General features: G+C 55.5%; 14 protein-coding genes. 3 read left to right on the forward strand and 11 right to left on the reverse strand.

Annotated elements, in window-relative coordinates:
• Positions 1–2: 2 nt before the first annotated feature.
• The gene (locus ACQ66Q_RS13130) at positions 3–1,079 is read right to left on the reverse strand and encodes an HlyD family secretion protein (protein WP_430457223.1); all 1,077 of its coding nucleotides are present in this window, start codon (positions 1,077–1,079) and stop codon (positions 3–5) included.
• Positions 1,080–1,327: 248 nt separating this feature from the next.
• Between ACQ66Q_RS13130 and ACQ66Q_RS13135 the strand changes: the two genes are divergently transcribed.
• Positions 1,328–1,780, forward strand: a complete 453-nt coding sequence (locus ACQ66Q_RS13135) for a DUF4826 family protein (RefSeq protein ID WP_377244125.1) — start codon at positions 1,328–1,330, stop codon at positions 1,778–1,780.
• A gap of 138 nt (positions 1,781–1,918) precedes the next feature.
• Positions 1,919–2,572 carry a response regulator gene (locus ACQ66Q_RS13140; protein ID WP_430457224.1) on the forward strand — a complete coding sequence of 218 codons (654 nt, stop codon included), beginning with the start codon at positions 1,919–1,921 and terminating at the stop codon, positions 2,570–2,572.
• Here ACQ66Q_RS13140 and ACQ66Q_RS13145 read toward each other — a convergent pair.
• From ACQ66Q_RS13145 to ACQ66Q_RS13185, 9 genes are all read right to left on the reverse strand, one after another.
• Positions 2,569–4,398 (reverse strand): ATP-binding response regulator, encoded by a 1,830-nt coding sequence (locus tag ACQ66Q_RS13145; protein ID WP_430457225.1) that lies wholly within the window; start codon positions 4,396–4,398, stop codon positions 2,569–2,571. The genes ACQ66Q_RS13140 and ACQ66Q_RS13145 overlap by 4 nt on opposite strands.
• A gap of 2 nt (positions 4,399–4,400) precedes the next feature.
• The gene (gene nosP, locus ACQ66Q_RS13150; RefSeq protein WP_430457226.1) at positions 4,401–5,549 is read right to left on the reverse strand and encodes a nitric oxide-sensing protein NosP; all 1,149 of its coding nucleotides are present in this window, start codon (positions 5,547–5,549) and stop codon (positions 4,401–4,403) included.
• A gap of 105 nt (positions 5,550–5,654) precedes the next feature.
• Positions 5,655–7,175 (reverse strand): acetaldehyde dehydrogenase ExaC, encoded by a 1,521-nt coding sequence (exaC, locus tag ACQ66Q_RS13155; protein ID WP_377245710.1) that lies wholly within the window; start codon positions 7,173–7,175, stop codon positions 5,655–5,657.
• A gap of 140 nt (positions 7,176–7,315) precedes the next feature.
• The gene (locus ACQ66Q_RS13160) at positions 7,316–8,020 is read right to left on the reverse strand and encodes an alpha/beta fold hydrolase (RefSeq protein WP_430457227.1); all 705 of its coding nucleotides are present in this window, start codon (positions 8,018–8,020) and stop codon (positions 7,316–7,318) included.
• 177 nt (positions 8,021–8,197) lie between these two features.
• Positions 8,198–10,606 (reverse strand): zinc-dependent metalloprotease, encoded by a 2,409-nt coding sequence (locus ACQ66Q_RS13165; RefSeq protein WP_430457228.1) that lies wholly within the window; start codon positions 10,604–10,606, stop codon positions 8,198–8,200.
• A gap of 503 nt (positions 10,607–11,109) precedes the next feature.
• The gene (locus ACQ66Q_RS13170; protein WP_430457229.1) at positions 11,110–11,571 is read right to left on the reverse strand and encodes a helix-turn-helix domain-containing protein; all 462 of its coding nucleotides are present in this window, start codon (positions 11,569–11,571) and stop codon (positions 11,110–11,112) included.
• A 425-nt stretch (positions 11,572–11,996) separates the two neighbouring features.
• The gene (locus ACQ66Q_RS13175) at positions 11,997–12,170 is read right to left on the reverse strand and encodes a hypothetical protein (RefSeq protein ID WP_430457230.1); all 174 of its coding nucleotides are present in this window, start codon (positions 12,168–12,170) and stop codon (positions 11,997–11,999) included.
• Between the two features lie 160 nt (positions 12,171–12,330).
• Positions 12,331–13,167, reverse strand: coding sequence for an S-formylglutathione hydrolase (gene fghA / locus ACQ66Q_RS13180; protein WP_430457231.1), 837 nt, complete (start codon positions 13,165–13,167; stop codon positions 12,331–12,333).
• 64 nt (positions 13,168–13,231) lie between these two features.
• Positions 13,232–14,341, reverse strand: coding sequence for an S-(hydroxymethyl)glutathione dehydrogenase/class III alcohol dehydrogenase (locus tag ACQ66Q_RS13185; protein WP_430458557.1), 1,110 nt, complete (start codon positions 14,339–14,341; stop codon positions 13,232–13,234).
• Positions 14,342–14,505: 164 nt separating this feature from the next.
• Here ACQ66Q_RS13185 and ACQ66Q_RS13190 point away from each other — a divergent pair, with 164 nt between their 5' ends.
• Complete coding sequence (locus ACQ66Q_RS13190; protein WP_430457232.1) at positions 14,506–15,375, forward strand: LysR family transcriptional regulator; 870 nt, start codon at positions 14,506–14,508, stop codon at positions 15,373–15,375.
• A gap of 226 nt (positions 15,376–15,601) precedes the next feature.
• Here ACQ66Q_RS13190 and ACQ66Q_RS13195 read toward each other — a convergent pair whose 3' ends face one another.
• Entirely contained in the window at positions 15,602–16,819 is a 1,218-nt protein-coding gene (locus ACQ66Q_RS13195; protein WP_430457233.1) for an ABC transporter permease, read from the reverse strand.
• Between the last annotated feature and the right edge of the window lie 10 nt (positions 16,820–16,829).

Below are 16,829 nucleotides of genomic sequence, written 5' to 3' on the forward strand. Positions count from 1 at the left end.
ATTTATTGCACCAGCGGCGGCAGGCTGGCCGGCCATGGTGTCGTGGGGTCAAGCCGCAGATACGCCATGCCGGGTAAACCTGTTTTCACTTTTGTGATGTGTTTTTCCAGTAACGCGCTGTTGATGCGCGCCTTGACCCGGAACATTAGTTTTTCCCGTTCGCTGGCTGTTTCGACGGTTTTGGGTGTGAACTGTGCGACATCTGCGACATAAGACAGCTGCGCCGGGATGGCATATTGTGGCAGCGCATCCAGCACCAGCCGGACTTCAGTGCCCAGCGCGACCTGTCCGGCCTGGCCGGAAGGCAGGAAAAACGTCATATACACATCGGTCAGGTCGATCAGGCTCAGCACTTTGCCACCGGCAGCGACAATCTCGCCGCTTTGGGCGATCCGATACTGGATCCGGCCAGCGCGTGGCGCGGTCAGCTGATTATCTGCCAGCTCCACCTGGACTCTGGCCACGGTCGCGGCGACCGCATCGACGGCAGATTGCGCCGCCAAAATTTGTGCCTCGCCGGAGGCGATTGCTGCATCTGCAGCATTGATTTGGGCCCGTGCAGCACTGACAGCAGCATTGGCGCTTGCCACCAGCGTATCGTTATCGTCGGCCAGTTGCTTTGATACCGAGCCTGTCTTGGCCAGAGTGCCGGTGCGTTTTGCCCGGTTTTTTGCTGCAGCCAGCTCCGCCTGACGCTGCACCAACAGGGCGGATTGCGCAGCTTTTTCGCTGATCCTTTGCTGTAACTGGCTTTGCGCTGTCACTGCGGCGCCTTGTGCCTGACGCAATTGGGCCTGGGCTTGCGTCAGCTGTGCGGTCAACGCATCGGATTCAATTTCGGCCAGCAACTGGCCGGCACTGACGAAGTCGCCTTCGTTCACCAGAATATTTTTGATCCGGCCGGCGGTCTTGGCGGCAATGGCAATTTCAGTGGCTTCAATCCGGCCATTACTTTGCAGCAAACCGTCCAGTGCCGGTCGTTGCAGGTAGTTCTGGTAGAACAGCCCGGCGCCGGCCAAAACCACCACGGCGATCACGGCCGCTTGCAGCCTTTGCTTCCCTGTCAGAGTGTTGAGCATGTGAAGATCCTGTCTGAAACGCGTCAATTTATGGCGATAATCGGTACTTTACGCCTGTTTTCGCCGCCAGGTTGTGTTAATTCACCGTCATTTGATGTAGCGCAAAGGAAAAGAAAAATTTACCGGCGCACGCGGGTTCTGCTGCTGCGTTTCGAGCTGCATGCACAGTGCAAATGCTGCTTGCTATCGTGGGTGCGAGTTCCGACAATAGCGCTCTTTGCGCAACAAGAAATAACAGGGCGGATGCAATGGAGTGGGATGACAGTGCTGATTTTGACTGGTGTGAGCAGCAGTTTACAGCGATCCAAAGTTATGTGGCGGCGCAACAAATTCCGCATGGCCTGATCTGTGACTGGCCTGAGTGGTATACCGCACCTTATGTCGGCTTATGGGTGGTCGAAGATCCGCAAGATCCGGGGTATGCCGGCCACTGGATTTTGGCAGGCGACAGCACAGGTGCGCAGCCACAGCCAGTGCCTTTTGATCATTTGCCGGCCGAAGACCTGACTGAACCCCGTGACGCCATGGCTGCATTTGCCAAACGCTGGGCGGCATTAGCAGCAAAAGCCAGCAAAGGCGAGGCCTGGCAAGGCAGCCCAGTTCTGGCTGGCGATGTGGCGGCTCAGGCGAAACAACTGGCTCGGCAAGCGCAATTACTGGCGATGTGGGCGCAGGACGAAGATCTGTGGGCAGAGGACTAGTTTTTTCAGCGGGTTTCACGGGCCCAGTGCGTTTGCCTGACAGCAAAAAGGCCTGTCGGCACCGGCTGCTGTGCGAGCGCTTGCACAAAATGGCGCCAGTCTTTACTCTGCTGCAACACCCGTTCAAAGCTGGATCCGATGCAATATATCTGCGTAGCCGATGACCATCCGTTATACCGGGATGCGCTCAAAGACGTGCTGACCCAGCACTTCAGCGACCTGACCGTGCTTGAAGCCGGCTCTTTGGCTGAAGTTCAGGCAATGGCCACGCGCTACAGCGCTCTGGACTTTATTTTGCTGGACCTGAATATGCCGGGCATGGCCGGATTAAATGGTCTGGTGCAGTTACGGCAACAATTCCCGCAGATTGCGGTGGCGATGTTGTCCGCTGAAGACGACAAGCAGACCGTGTTGCAAGCGATGGCGTTTGGTGCAGCAGGTTTTATTTCCAAAGCGGCCGGACGACAGCAACTTGTCAGTGCACTGCGGCAATTACTCAACGGTGATATTTATTTGCCGGCCGATACCTTCCGTCAGAGTCCTGTTCTGAGCAACCACGCCATTGAACATAAAGCCGAGCAAGCGCTGCTGCGCGGGCTGACCAAAAAGCAGATCAAAGTATTGCAGCGGATGGTCAGTGGCGAGTCGAACAAACAAATCGCCGAAGCCCTGTGTATCGCCGAGACCACAGTGAAGGCGCATGTCTCGGCTGTGCTGGCCAAACTGGGCGTACCGAGCCGGGTGCAGGCCATTTTGTTAGCGCGTGACCTCGATTTCAGTTTGTATCTCTAAATCACTTTTCGTTCCAGCAGATGCCGCAGCAGCGTTTTTAACTGCAGCGGCCGTACCGGTTTGTATAACACCTGATACCCCTGTTGTTTTAATTCAACCGCCAGTTGCTGCTGGCTGTTGGCGGTGATCATCAACACCGGCAGCTGTGACCAGCCCGGTTGCGCTGTGAATTGTTGCGCTAGCACTGTGCCTGTCAGGCCATCAGCCAGATGATAATCGACAATCAACAGATCGGGTTTTTCCTGACCGGTAAAGGCTGTGGCATCGGCGCCGCTGTACACCTGATAACCCCAGCTTGCCAGCAAAGTGGTCATCGCCTGACAAATCGTGTGGTCATTATCGATCACCCAGATGGTGCCGCCCGTCGATTCCGCTACCGATAGAAACGCTGGTGGCGTCTGTGGTAGCGGTGTGGTGATCGGCAGTTGCAGCGCAAAAACGGAGCCACGACCAGGCGCTGACTGCACCCGCAGCGGATGCGCCAATAACCGGCTTAAGCGTTCGACAATCGCCAGACCTAAGCCGAGCCCGGCGTCAGTCGCCCGGCTTTGTGGCAAGCGCTGAAACTCCTGAAAAATCAGGCTGAGATGCTCGGCTGCGATGCCCACACCGCTATCGAGCACCTGGATCTCCAGACCCGCTGCGCGCCGCCGGCATCCCAGCAACACGGCGCCAGCGGGCGGGGTGTAACGTAGCGCATTCGTCAGCAGATTTCGCAGGATCCGCGCCAGCCAGGCCGGATCTGTCCGCACCGTGACGGTGGTCGGCACTGCGCGAAAACGCAGCCCCTTGCTGCTTGCCATCGCGTTAAATTCACTCGCGAGCGCCGCCAGCAAAGGCCCGAGTGCGACACTGCTGCAATCCGGTTGTAGCTGGCCGGCGTCCAGTTTGGATAAATCGACCAGCGTGCGCAGCAAATCACCGACGTCATCGAGTGCCCGTCCGGCGGATTGCGCCAGCTGTTGCTGGTTCTGATCCAGCGGTTGTTCCAGCAAAGCCCCGTTAAACAGCCGGGCAGCATTGAGCGGCTGCAACACATCATGGCTCACTGCCGCCAGGAACTGGCTTTTCGATTGATTGGCCTGTTCTGCCGCTGCCGTGGCGTCCCGCAATTGTTGGTTCAGTGCCGTCAGGGCCGCGGTGCGTTCAGCGACCCGCTGTTCCAGATGCAAATTCGCCTGCCGCAGCGCTTCTGACGTGCGTTTTCGTTCGGTGATGTCACGGGTTAACACAAAAAAACCGCTGATTTGCTGTAGCTCGTCGCGATGCGGTACATAGGTTTTGAGCAAATGCCGCCATTCACCGGCAGCATTTTGTTCGTCGATTTCAAAAATGGCACTGTCGCCGGACAGTGCCTGTTGCACATAAGGCGCCAGCCGCGCTGCACCCTGCGGGCCATGCGCAGCGTCCAGCGTCTGGTTCAGTAAACTGCCGGCCGGCACGCCATAAAATTCGTCATAACCCCGGTTGGTAAACAAATAGATCCCCGCCGCCGACAGATACGCAATCATGGCCGGCACATGGTCGGTAATGGTGCGGATCCAGCGTTCACTTTCGGCCAGAGTTTCTGAGTAACGCACAGAGCGGCGCAGCTCGTCATAGGCGCGGGATAACTCGGCGGTGCGCTCGCGCACCTGTTCTGCCAGCACGGCCGCATGTTGAAAGGCGGCATAAGGCGCCGCGGGGCCGGTATTAAGTGCCACATGGCCTGCTTCGACCCGTTCAATCAGGGCCTGATTGATTTTGCGCAGCTTCAGGTTTTCGACCTGCAGCGCCAGCAGCTGTTGCGGCAAACCTTCATCTGCCGGCGAGTCGTGATGGCTCAACGTCAGCCCTCCGCCGGTTGTGCGATGACGACGCCGGTGAAGGTTTGATTCAGGTGCACGCCCTGAAAATGCTCGCCATAAGTGTTAAAGCCAAAGACGCGGTGCGCGCGGAAAAACTCTGATGCTTGCTGCAATGTCTGACGCTCGGTGCTTTCCAGCCGGCGCAGCACACAATCACAGCCAATGGTGATCAGCGGCTCGCCAATCCGCTGTTCAATCTCGGCAAAGCGCTGCTGTAAGTCAGGCAAAATAGGCTGGGGCTGCATCGTCGTGAGGACCGCGCCTTGACCCACGGCACAATAAAAAGTCAGGCTGTTGTCGGCATGAACCCGCTGAATGGAGCGGACATAATAATCTTTGCCAATTCTGACAGCCAGCGGGTGCAGGGCGAATACGGTGGCATTCAGATCAGTCACCTGACAACCAATGGCGGCGGCATAGGCCAGCGCCGCCGGCTCCGCATTGAGCTCATGCACTGTGCGCATATCCGCAGACGCGGCGGTGACGACCAGTTTATCGCTCAGTGCACTGACATGATGGGTGCTGAACACCTCAAAAGGCAACGTGGTGTGTAGCATAATGACAGCGGCCGCTCCCTGATAAAACCGGCCGTCGACAAAGATATGTGTGGCGTTCAGCAGGTTGTCATCGCCGGCCGAACCGCCAAAATGGGCGATGTTGCCAAGCGCGGCTTCTAATGCCAGCAAGACCATTTCTTCCTGCGCGGATAATCCATCGAGTAAGGTCAGCACAAAAGGCCGGGCTGTTGGGGGCAGGGCTTGCGGCTGGTTGTGTTGTAACAGGCCATCAACCAGCTGTTGTGCCTGCAACAAATCAAAAGCAGCCAAGTCCTGAATGCAAGCCTGTGCCACCTGAAAATGACTGGCACTAAAGCCCAGAGCACAAATAGTGCCCTGATCGTAACCGCGTGGGGTGATTTCACCGGCCGTGGTACAGCCGGCCAGCGTCACACCGGCAAAAAAGTGAGCAAAGGCGTGTTCGAGCGCAGAACGGTCATATTCGGCCGAACAAAAAAACAGCACAAAACCGGGTTTGGCCGGTAATAACTGCGCGGCAAGTTCGGCAACGGCCACGCGGGCATCAGCGGCTGCGGACATGGCAGCGACAATCAGATCGGAACGGCAGGACATTGCTTCGCCTCGGTGCAGGTTGGGCGGCAGAGATGGACCGGATTGTAGGAGGATTTTCCTGTCACAGGCAAGCCGGACGCAAGTCCGGCGCCGTGACAGCCGGGCTTAGAAAAAGCCCAGCGGGTTGACGTCGTAACTGACCAGCATATTTTTGGTTTGCTGATAGTGATTGAGCATCATTTTATGGTTTTCGCGGCCAACCCCGGATTTTTTATAACCACCAAAAGCGGCATGGGCCGGATAATGGTGATAGCAGTTGGTCCAGACACGGCCTGCCTCAATGCCGCGGCCCATCCGATAGGCGCGATTCATGTCGCGGGTCCACAAGCCGGCGCCTAAGCCAAATTCGGAGTCGTTCGCTATTGCCAAGGCTTCCGCTTCGGTTTTAAAGGTCGTGACGGCGACGACCGGGCCAAAAATCTCTTCCTGGAAGATACGCATTTTGTTGTGGCCTTTGAGCAGCGTCGGCTGAATATAAAAGCCACCGGCTAAATCGTTGGTCAGCGCTTCTTTATCGCCGCCAATTAACACCTGCGCCCCTTCTTCGCGGCCAATAGTTAAGTAGCTCATGATTTTATCGAATTGCTGCGCGGATGCCTGCGCGCCAACCATCACGTCGGTATCCAGCGGGTTGCCGCGTTTGATGGCTTTGGTCCGTTCGATGACCTTGGCGATAAAGGCATCGTAGATACTTTCTTCCACTAACAAGCGGGACGGGCATGTGCAGACTTCGCCCTGATTAAAAAACGCCAGCACCACGCCTTCAATACATTTGCTTAAGTAGCTGTCTTCAAAATTCATCACATCGGCAAAGAAGATGTTCGGCGATTTCCCACCCAGTTCAACCGTCGATGGAATGATGTTTTCAGCGGCGCATTTGAGGATATGTGAACCGGTTGGCGTGGAGCCGGTAAAGGCAATTTTAGCGATGCGTTTACTGGTGGCCAGCGCTTCGCCTGCTTCACGGCCATAGCCATTGACGACGTTGAGTACACCGGCAGGCAGCAAATCTTCAATAATTTCAATAAATTTCAGTATGGACCACGGCGTTTGTTCGGCCGGTTTTAATACCACACAGTTGCCGGCGGCCAGCGCCGGTGCCAGCTTCCACGCCGCCATTAACAGCGGGAAATTCCATGGGATGATCTGACCCACCACACCCAGTGGCTCGTGAAAATGATAAGCGATAGTGTGCTGGTCGATTTCACCAATACTGCCTTCCTGCGCCCGGATCGCCGCCGCGAAATAGCGGAAATGGTCAACGGCCAGCGGTACGTCTGCGTTCAGGGTTTCCCGCACGGCCTTGCCATTGTCCCAGGTCTCGGCCACGGCGATTTGTTCCAGATGTTGTTCCAGACGGTCGGCAATTTTCAGCAATAAGTTCGAACGGAAGGTCACAGAAGTGCTGCCCCAGCTCGCTTTAGCGGCATGGGCGGCGTCCAGCGCCAGTTCAATATCTTCTGCAGTTGAACGTGGGATCTGACAAAACGGCAGTCCTGTCACGGGCGAAATATTATCGAAGTACTGGCCTTTCACCGGGGCCAGCCACTCGCCGCCAATGTAATTGCCATATTGTGCTTTGACGGTAACAAGGGCGCCGTCTTGCCCAGGATTTGCATAAATCATCATCTACCCCGTGGATTTGTTGTTATGGTCAAATGGTCGTTGCCATCTGCCTTGTCCACTCTGATGTTATGCCTGCCGTCCGGTGCTGAACATTCGCCGGACGGACAGAAAAACCAGTACTAAAGTCGTAATTTTGCCTGTCAGCGGATCAGTTCATATTGTTTGGCGGCGGTATCCGTCTGCAGGCCAAAATGCCCCAGCGCATAGGTGTAGGTCGCATCCTGGCTCCAGATACTGCTGCTATGCACACCATAAATCAGGCAAGAGCCGGTGTTGCAGACCACCTGGTCGATATTGCTTTTAATTGAATAGACCCGGGCGCCAAAACGCACGCCGTACAGGCTGTCGAGAAAAGGGTTGCCGACGGACAGACCAGCGCTACCGCAGGTTGAGGTCACGACGTTAAACGGATAGACGCCGCAACTGAGCAAGCCGCGAAAGGCTCCGGCGACGCCAACAAAGGCATCGATCTGGCTCGCCACCGCCAGTTTGTTGATTTGCTGCGCGGCGAGCGTGGAGCCCATCGAATGACCAATCACATCGATTTTTCCGGTACAGGAACTGGCCAGCGCATTTTGGATCGCGCTGCGGACCGGTGTTTCTTCGCTGCCGTTATGGTCGTTACAAGCGGCGCAGCTGGTGCTGCCCCAAGCCGGGCGGAAAATCTGCGCGGTGCTGTAGCCTTTGCTCAGCAACAGATTGTAGGTGTTGTTCCAGCTGGCGGGCGTGGCGGTATTACCATGCACCAACACCACATTATCCAGGCAGGCAGCCTGGGCTGTTGCAGTGCCAAGCAGGAATCCGACGGTAAAAACACGGGACATTAAACGTTGGTATAAAGGCATAGCAGGTGCTCACTCAGTTGCAGGGGGGAGAGACATCTACCATAAGAGGCTGTGCAAAAAATCGACATAACACTTTGGTGCTGTATCGAGCGAAGGCTTATGGCAGGCTTAGCAAAACAAACAGGGCGGTTTAAGCCGCCCTGTGTTCTGTTCTCCGATGCTGTGCTCGGATGCCGGTTAAATCGGTGCACCCGGTGGCAGTTGTTTTGGCACAAACACCGGTTGCCAGCTGCCGTGCTGCAGATACTGTTGCCATTGGCTGGAAAGCAGTTGTGCGGTGCCGTCGTCGCGTTTTTGCAGTTGTTTGCCAAGGTCGGTCATGCGCTCACGCAGCGTGGCGCGCGCTTCCGGTGCTAACTCGGCATTGAGCAGATTTTGCATCAGCTGGTAGAAGACCACGTGACTGACGCGTTGCTGCAGCAGACCTGTGGCATCGTTACTGCTGTCGGCCAAAATCGTCTGGTCAAGCACAGTGCGTAGCAATGCATCCAGTTGTTGCTGGCTGCTTAAGCGGTTCAGCCGCTGCGGATGCAATAACAGGCTCAGCGTATGGTTGGCCGAGGCTTCGGCCGCCGACAGCGGATCAAAGGCTAAACCAACGCGACCCTGAAAACTCTCGCGGCCGTCAGCATCGCCGTAGGCTTTGGGCGGGATAAGCGCCAGCAGCTCATTTGGTAGCGCCAGAAATTGGGGTGTCAGCGTATCGAGTAACGCCGCCAACGCTGCCTGTTGTTGTTTTGCTTCTACCCACTGAAAGCCTTTCGGTTGGTCGTAATCACCTTTTAATTCATATTCATAATGGGCACCGCCGACCAGTTTGCTGACCGCTTCGACCTGATAACGATGCAGCGCATAAATCGGCACTAAGGCTTCATGCAGCGCCGACAAAGGCCGGCTCGTTGCGATGTTATCGAGGCCAAACTGTTTGAGTGCAGCGGCGCGGACTTGGCTCAGCCTGTTCAGTTCTGTGACCGGATCGGCACCGCTGTCCCACAAATGGCCAATGGCGCTGACGCCAGCTTCCGGCCGTGCATCTTCATCGGCCATAAATTGCAGGCCTTGTTGTCTGGCTTGTTGCACCAGAGCTGCGCGCGCGCTGTCACTGTGGTCGCCATAACCATAGGCAATTGCGTACAAGTCCCATTCGCCAAGACCTTCACGATAGGCCTGATCCAGCGCTAATTTGCCATTGCGCAGGTCTACTTGTGGATGCGGATAATCCATCACCGTCGAGCGGCCATTGGCGCTGCCGGCAAAGTTATGAATAAGCCCCAGCGTATGGCCCACTTCATGCGCAGCGAGCTGACGAATACGCGCCAGCGCCATCGTTTTGGCCGCTTCGGTACTGCCGTTTGCCTGATAAGGCGCGGTCAGGCCGGTTGCGATCAGGAAATCCTGCCGCACCCGCAGCGAGCCCAAAGTGACATGACCTTTGATAATTTCGCCGGTGCGTGGATCGGTCACGCCATAGCCATAAGACCAGCCGCGCGTTGCCCGGTGCACCCACTGAATTACGTTGTAGCGTACATCCATCGGGTCGGCATCTGCCGGTAAGTCTTTGACTTGAAATGCATCTTTATACCCGAGTTTTTGGTAAGCCTGATCCCACCAGCCCGCACCTTGCTTCAGTGCCGTGCGCACCGGCTCCGGTACGCCAGGGTCGAGGTAATAGACAATTGGTTCAACCGCTTCGCTAATCGCGGCTGCCGGGTCTTTTTTCTGTAAGCGATGGCGGGGCAATAAACGCTGCACGATCGGCGCATCAAAGGCGGTGGCGTAATCCATGTATTCCACTTTCCAGAAGCCGGAATAGGGATGAAAGGCGCGAACTTGATAACCATCTTCCGGCAACGCCACCAGTGAATGGTGCAGATGCACTGTGATCGCCTCCGGCGCCGGCGTGACTTGTTTGACAAATTCACCGGCTTTAGTGCCGGTATACGTCACCATCGCTTCCAGTTCGGTATTGCGCGGGAACGCCTTGCTGCGTTTTAAATAGACACCGCTGCGGCTGGTATCCGGGCTGAAATTGCCTTGTTGCTGCGCCTCTAATTTAGCGCTGATTTGATGCATATCGCTGTGCAAAAATGCGGTGTAATCGACCAGCAGCTTGCTACCGTCGCTAGCCACCACCGGCAAGCCGGCGAGCACTGAACTGGCAAAAGCTTCGTTGATGCTCTGACGTTCGGCCGGATTGGCGGAATTGGCGCGGTAATAAGTGTTCAGCTGTTTCAGCATCACCTTATTGCCGAATTGTTCAAACTGCACCAGCCGGGTTTCACCCAGCTGGCCGCGGTCCAGGCCGATGTCATTAGAACCGACGCCGCGCGGCAACGAACTCTGGAAAATAAACGGCTGCTCTAATTTATCGACCTGCAAATAGACTTTGTCGGTTTTGGCATCGTAATAGAAATCAAAATAACCCTGTTGCTGCACCATGCCTTTGGTAAAAGCGGCAATCGCAGATTTTTTGCTGGCGGCTTGCGTCACTGCTGCGGGCTCGGCAGCGGCGGTATTGGCCAGCGCCACCACAGGGCAAAGGGCAGGCAGCAGCCACAGCAAGTGGGTCAATTTAACAGGCTTCATCGGGCATCCTTGTAGTTATATGGCAGGGCGGCGTCGCACATCACGTCGCCTGAGAGTGCAGTTAACATACAAGCTCAGTTGCAGAAAAAACAACCGCTAAATGAAGGGCTTCGGTGAATGGTGGTTCAGTGGCGGTCAGTGGGGCATGCTTATCACCACAGTCCACCGGAAAATGCCGGTTCATTTTTTGCCGGAGTTTGGAATTGTGGCTTGGTGCAAATAGCCTGCTTAGCGTGGCAAAGCCAACATCGCCACCACTGCGTTCGCCCGTTCGCGCCTCCCGCGCTCACTCTTAACCGCTCACTCCGTGGCTGCCGATGCTGGCTTTGTTGGATTTTAGGGGGCGTGGCTATGGGCGAGAAGCAGAATTCTGAAAGTCGGTAGGGGCAGGGCTTGTCCCTGCCCGCCATCCGCGGAATTTGGGCAATTCGGGTAGGCACAAGGCCTACCCCTACGATTCATCAAGCGCCTGCAATTGCCACCAACCAGTTCATCGGCAAAACTCAGCCTAGGCCATCCGCGTCGTACCAGACGCCGTATTTATCGCCGAGCCATAAATGCAAGCGAAACAGATAAGCGTTCGCCAGCAATAACAGCCCTCCAGCGAGCGCCGGTTCACTCCAAATCCCGAGTAAACAAAACACAAAGCCAAAACCGTGCGAGATGATTTCGACCCGGCAGGCTGCGCTGCGACTGGGTCTGAAGCTGAAGAAATTCAGCGCAAACAGCCATTTCAGTCCGGTCGGTAATTGCTGCCAATCGGTGGATTTTTTATCCATAACAAAGTGCTCCTTTGTGAGTGTTAACACATCAACTTCCAGCACTGCTGCCAAGCACTTTAACGTCTCAGTGCTGGGTTTATGACCACTTTCAATGCGCTGAATAGTCCGGACATTTAATCCGGACATCTGCGCCAATTGTTCTTGCGACAACAAACGGCTCAAACGTAATTGTTTCAGAATCATGGATTCACCTTGCAGACAGTGCAGCAGCAACTTAGCGTTTTAGCATACCTGACGGTGACGACACATACCCGGCATTCACCTGACATTTGGCGGGCTACGACCCGACAGTTACCCGACATGGGCATTAGTTGAGGCCGTTTCGGCTTCAATGCAAGGATCGAAGTTAGCTTCGATCTGTACGGCGACGCTGCGCTTGCCGATACCTACAGTCTCATTCTGTGAGTAGGTACGTGCAAGCGTGAGCGCCGCCGTACAGAAAATCAGCATATATTTTTCAAGCGTCTGCAACTGGCACGTTGTGACGATTCCAATGAACTCTCAAAACGGCCGGACGATTACAAAAGCAGATCTGGGAGTATTCACGGCTTGCGTGTGACGCCCGGTCTGCTGTAGTAGACCGAGCAGGTATGGTCCGAAGTCAGCGCTCAGCCCCCACTACCATGCTGCTGCAACAGCGCAAACTCCTGCCACTCAAAGCTGTCTTCGCTGGCGTTTAGTTCGCCGTGGAAATAATCGGGTTGGAACAGGAAATCCTGTGTGGCTGCGTCTGGTTGCGAAGCGGTCTCGAATGGGGTTTTAACTTTGTCTTGCTGCTGCATGGCTGATACTCCAACGGGAACTGCAAAGGGTTTATTAAGCTATAGCGGGTTTTTCCGGAAATGGAGATAAAAAAACGCCGGCTCCGCCGGCGTGGGGAAAAGCTGGCGGCCAACATTGCAGGGCTGGCGGCCAGCGAGGCTTAACAGGTGTTACAGCAACTTATTCAAACAAATAACGCGCATGAAAACGCAGATGTTCTTCAATAAAGCTGCTGATGAAGTAGTAGGAATGATCGTAACCACGCTGAAAGCGGATTTCGACTTTGGCACCACTGCTGGCGGCCGCGTCAATCAAGGCTTCTGTGCGTAGTTGTGCCGGGTAGAACTGGTCCTGATCACCCTGATCTACCAGCATCGGCGGCACCATTGCCGCTTTGGCTAATAAGACGCTGGCATCATATTCCAGCCAATCAGCAACATTTTCACCAAGGTAATTGCTAAAGGCTTTGCGGCCCCATTCACATTGGCTTGGCTGACAAATCGGCGAAAAGGCAGAGACAGAGCGGTAAGCCGCCGGTTGGCGCAGCGCCAGTATTAAGGCGCCGTGGCCACCCATCGAATGCCCGCTGATCGATTTAACCTGCGACAGCGGTAACGCAGCCGGTAAAATCGCCGGTAATTCGCGGCTGATGTAATCGTACATCCGGTAGTGCGCAGTCCAGGGGGCTTCAGTAGCATTGACGTAAAAACCGGCACCCTGACCCAAATCATAGGCCGGATCATTCGCCACCAGTTCACCACGCGGGCTGGTATCCGGAATAATCAGCGCGATGCCAAGCTCTGCCGCTATGCGCTGGGCGCCGGCTTTCACCGAGAAGTTTTCATCGGTACAGGTGAGGCCGGACAACCAATACAGCGCCGGCACTTTTTCGCTTTCAGCTTGCGGCGGCAAATACACCGATAACTGCATTTTGCAGCTGAGCGTATTGGCAAAGTGTTCAAACTTCAGCTGGCGTCCGCCAAACAGACGGGACTCGGCCAGTTGCGTCAACGACATACTCACATCCTTTTAAAACACCCAGCGCCTGGCTCTTAGTGCAAGGCAGCGCCGGGTCAACAGATTAAAAATGGATCACGGTGCGGATCGATTTGCCTTCATGCATCAAATCAAAGGCTTCGTTGATTTGTTCCAGCGGCATGGTGTGCGTGATAAAAGTATCCAGCTCAAACTCGCCATTGAGATAACGTTCAACGTAATCCGGCAGTTCACTGCGGCCTTTGACACCACCAAAGGCAGTGCCGCGCCAGACGCGCCCTGTCACCAGCTGGAATGGCCGCGTGGAGATTTCCGCACCGCTTGGTGCTACGCCAATAATAACCGACTCGCCCCAGCCCTTATGGCAGCACTCTAACGCTGAGCGCATCACATTGACGTTGCCGATACATTCAAACGAGAAATCCACGCCGCCGTCGGTCATCTCGACGATCACTTCCTGGATTGGCTTGCTGAAGTTTTTCGGATTGACCACATCGGTTGCGCCTAATTTCAGCGCGATATCAAACTTGGATTCGTTGATATCAATGGCGATGATGCGGCTGGCTTTGGCCATCACAGCACCGATCACCGCCGACAAACCAATGCCGCCAAGGCCAAAAATCGCCACTGTGTCGCCTGCCTTCACTTTGGCGGTGTTCATCACCGCGCCCATGCCGGTGGTGACGCCACAACCAAGCAAACACACTTTTTCCAAAGGTGCGGCTTTGTTGATTTTGGCTAGTGAAATTTCTGGCAGCACTGTGTATTCAGAGAAAGTTGACGTGCCCATGTAGTGGAAAATTGGCTTGCCGTCTTTGGAAAAACGCGTGGTGCCATCCGGCATCAGGCCCTGACCTTGGGTGGCGCGAATCGCCTGACACAAGTTGGTTTTACCGGATAAGCAGAATTTGCATTTGCCGCATTCCGGCGTGTATAGCGGGATCACATGGTCGCCGACCGCCACGCTGGTGACGCCAGGGCCTATGGCTTCAACAATACCGCCGCCTTCATGGCCGAGGATGCAAGGGAACTTACCTTCAGAATCCTGCCCCGACAGCGTGTACGCATCGGTGTGGCAGACGCCGGTGGCAATAATACGGACCAGCACTTCGCCTTGTTGTGGTGGCATTAAATCGACTTCTTCAATCGACAGTGGCTGGCCTGGGCCCCAGGCGACGGCGGCGCGGGTTTTAATCATTTGCATGGTACGGTTCCTGTAAAGATGGCGGGGTCATCACGATAGCCAATAATAGGCAACCCAATAAAAGATGGCCCAGTAAACGACGACAGAGTACGGTGCATTGTAATTTTTTCTTAATCGAAGATAATCAGGCAAAAATGAAAATGAGTTTTGCATAAATGAAAGAATGGCAGGGCGTGTCCGAGTTTGTCGCGGTGGCGGAACTGGGCAGTTTTTCTGCGGCGGCGCGTCAGCTCGGCATGTCCGTGGCGCAGGTCAGCCGCAATGTGCGCGAACTGGAGCAACGGCTGCAGGTGTTGTTACTGCAACGTACCACGCGGCAGGTGCATCTGACCGAGCCCGGTACTTTGTATTTGCAACAGTGCCGGCCTTTGTTACATGGGTTGGTGCAGGCCAATCAGCAGCTGTTGGATTTACAGGGCCAGCCATCTGGCCTGATTAAACTGACGGCGCCGGTGTTTTATGGTGAAACTGTGATTGCGCCGCTGCTGCATGACTTTTTGAAAAAGTATCCGCGTTTGCAGCTGGAGCTGGATTTAACCAATGCCCAGCTCGATTTGGTCAAAGGCGGTTTTGATTGTGCCATCCGATTGGGCCAGCTCAGTGATTCCGGTTTGCAGGCGCGAAAACTTGGCAGCCGGCGCGCTTATCTGGCCGCGAGTCCGGCCTATCTGGCCGAGCAGGGCGTGCCGGCGCAGCTTAGCGATTTGAGTCAGCACCGTTGTCTGGTGGGTTCGGTCGAGTATTGGCGTTTTGAGCAACAAGGCCAGAAACTGCAGATCAGGCCCACGCCTTATATCAAATGTAACAGCGGTGTGGCGCTGACCGACGCGGTGCTGAAGGGCCTCGGCGTCACGCAACTGCCGGATTATTACCTGTTGCCACATCTGCAACAGGGCACTTTGGTCGAACTATTGCCAGACTTACAACCAAAAGATGACGGCATCTGGGCGTTGTATCCGCTCAATCAGCATTTGCCACAGAAAGTGCGGTTGTTGTTGGATTACCTGCAACAGCAGTTGGCTTGATGGGAGGCTGAGATTTGAATCTAAGCCGTGGGCGAATTGCGTCGTTTAAATTTCAACGAAAATAGTACGGCGACGCGTTGCTTGCCGGTACCTACGATCTCAATTAGCAAGTAGGTACGCGCAAGCGATAGCGCCGCCGTACAGGTTATCCGCATATATCTGCAAATTTCCGCATCTGACACCAATCAGCACAGGCGCCGCTTTCACAGCGCCTGTGCCGGCTGCTTTAAGCCCGACCTCGGGTCGCGGTGGCCGGTGAAATGCGGGCGGCGATCAGTGCCGGGTAACTGACGGCCAGTTGCCCGACGGCCAGCAGTGCGGCACAGCCAACCAGCAGCAGGCCTGGCGTCAGCGGCTTCATGGCGAAGGTACTGACCAGCCAGATATTCAGGCCGACCGCGCCGCCAATGCCAAGTAACACACCAAGACCACTAATCAGCAGGTTTTCCAGCATAAAATAGCGCATGATTTGCCACTGACTGGCACCGAGTGCGCGACGGGTGCCGATCTGCCGGGTGCGGCGATTGATGCTGAACATGGCGAGGCCAACAATGCCAAAACCGGTGATCAGCGTTAACACGATAATGACGGTCAGCAGGATATTGTAGGTCGCCAAATCTTCGCGATAACTGTCGGCACGGGTTTGCTCCATGGTTTTCATATTACGCACAATCCGGCCTTTATCGCTCTCTGCCAACGCTTTTTCCAGCTGTGGCATCAGCGCGTCGCGCCGGCCCGGCTCAGTGCGGATAAAAAAGCGGCTGTTACGGCTGTCCAGCTGTTGTGGCACCAACATAGCGTTTTCGACGTTATCCCAGCCGTTCCAGGGCGCCTGCAGTGATTTGATGATCCCGGTGATTTGCATCGGCTCATGGTTGTTGATGTACAGCGTCTGCCCCAGCGCCTTTTTCCAGTCACCGTCGAACATCTGTGCCGCCATCGCCTGCGACAGAATGATTTTGGCCGGCCATTCGGTCGCACCCTGATCACGCCAGATCACGTCACTGGGCGCAAAGTTTTCGCCGGCGATGAGTTCGAGCCCCATCGCGGCAATGCCTTGCTCATCAACCATGTACACCGCGACGCCGGTGCCGTCGATGTCATCACCGGGTTTATTCTGCAGGCTCATCGACCAGCCGCCGCCACTGAGTGGGATGGCGTTAATTTGTGTCGCTGCCACCACGCCGGGCGTCTGCCGGATCCGTTGTAAATCCTGCGCCAGGGCGGCTTGCAGGTTGTAATTCGGTGCAAACACAGTGTTGGTCAGGTAAAAGGTATTTTGTTCATCGAGGCCGCTGGGTCTGGCCATTTGAGCACTACGCGCCAGCATCATAAAAATGGCGTTCACCATAATGGTCAGCGTCAGCGCGATTTGCAGTGCGATCAACAACGCACCGATTTTGTTGCGCATTAAGGCGCGCAGCATAGGTCCGAGTTCTAACATGAGAAGCTCC

Source organism: Rheinheimera sp. (genome assembly GCF_965283995.1).
GTDB lineage: Bacteria > Pseudomonadota > Gammaproteobacteria > Enterobacterales > Alteromonadaceae > Pararheinheimera.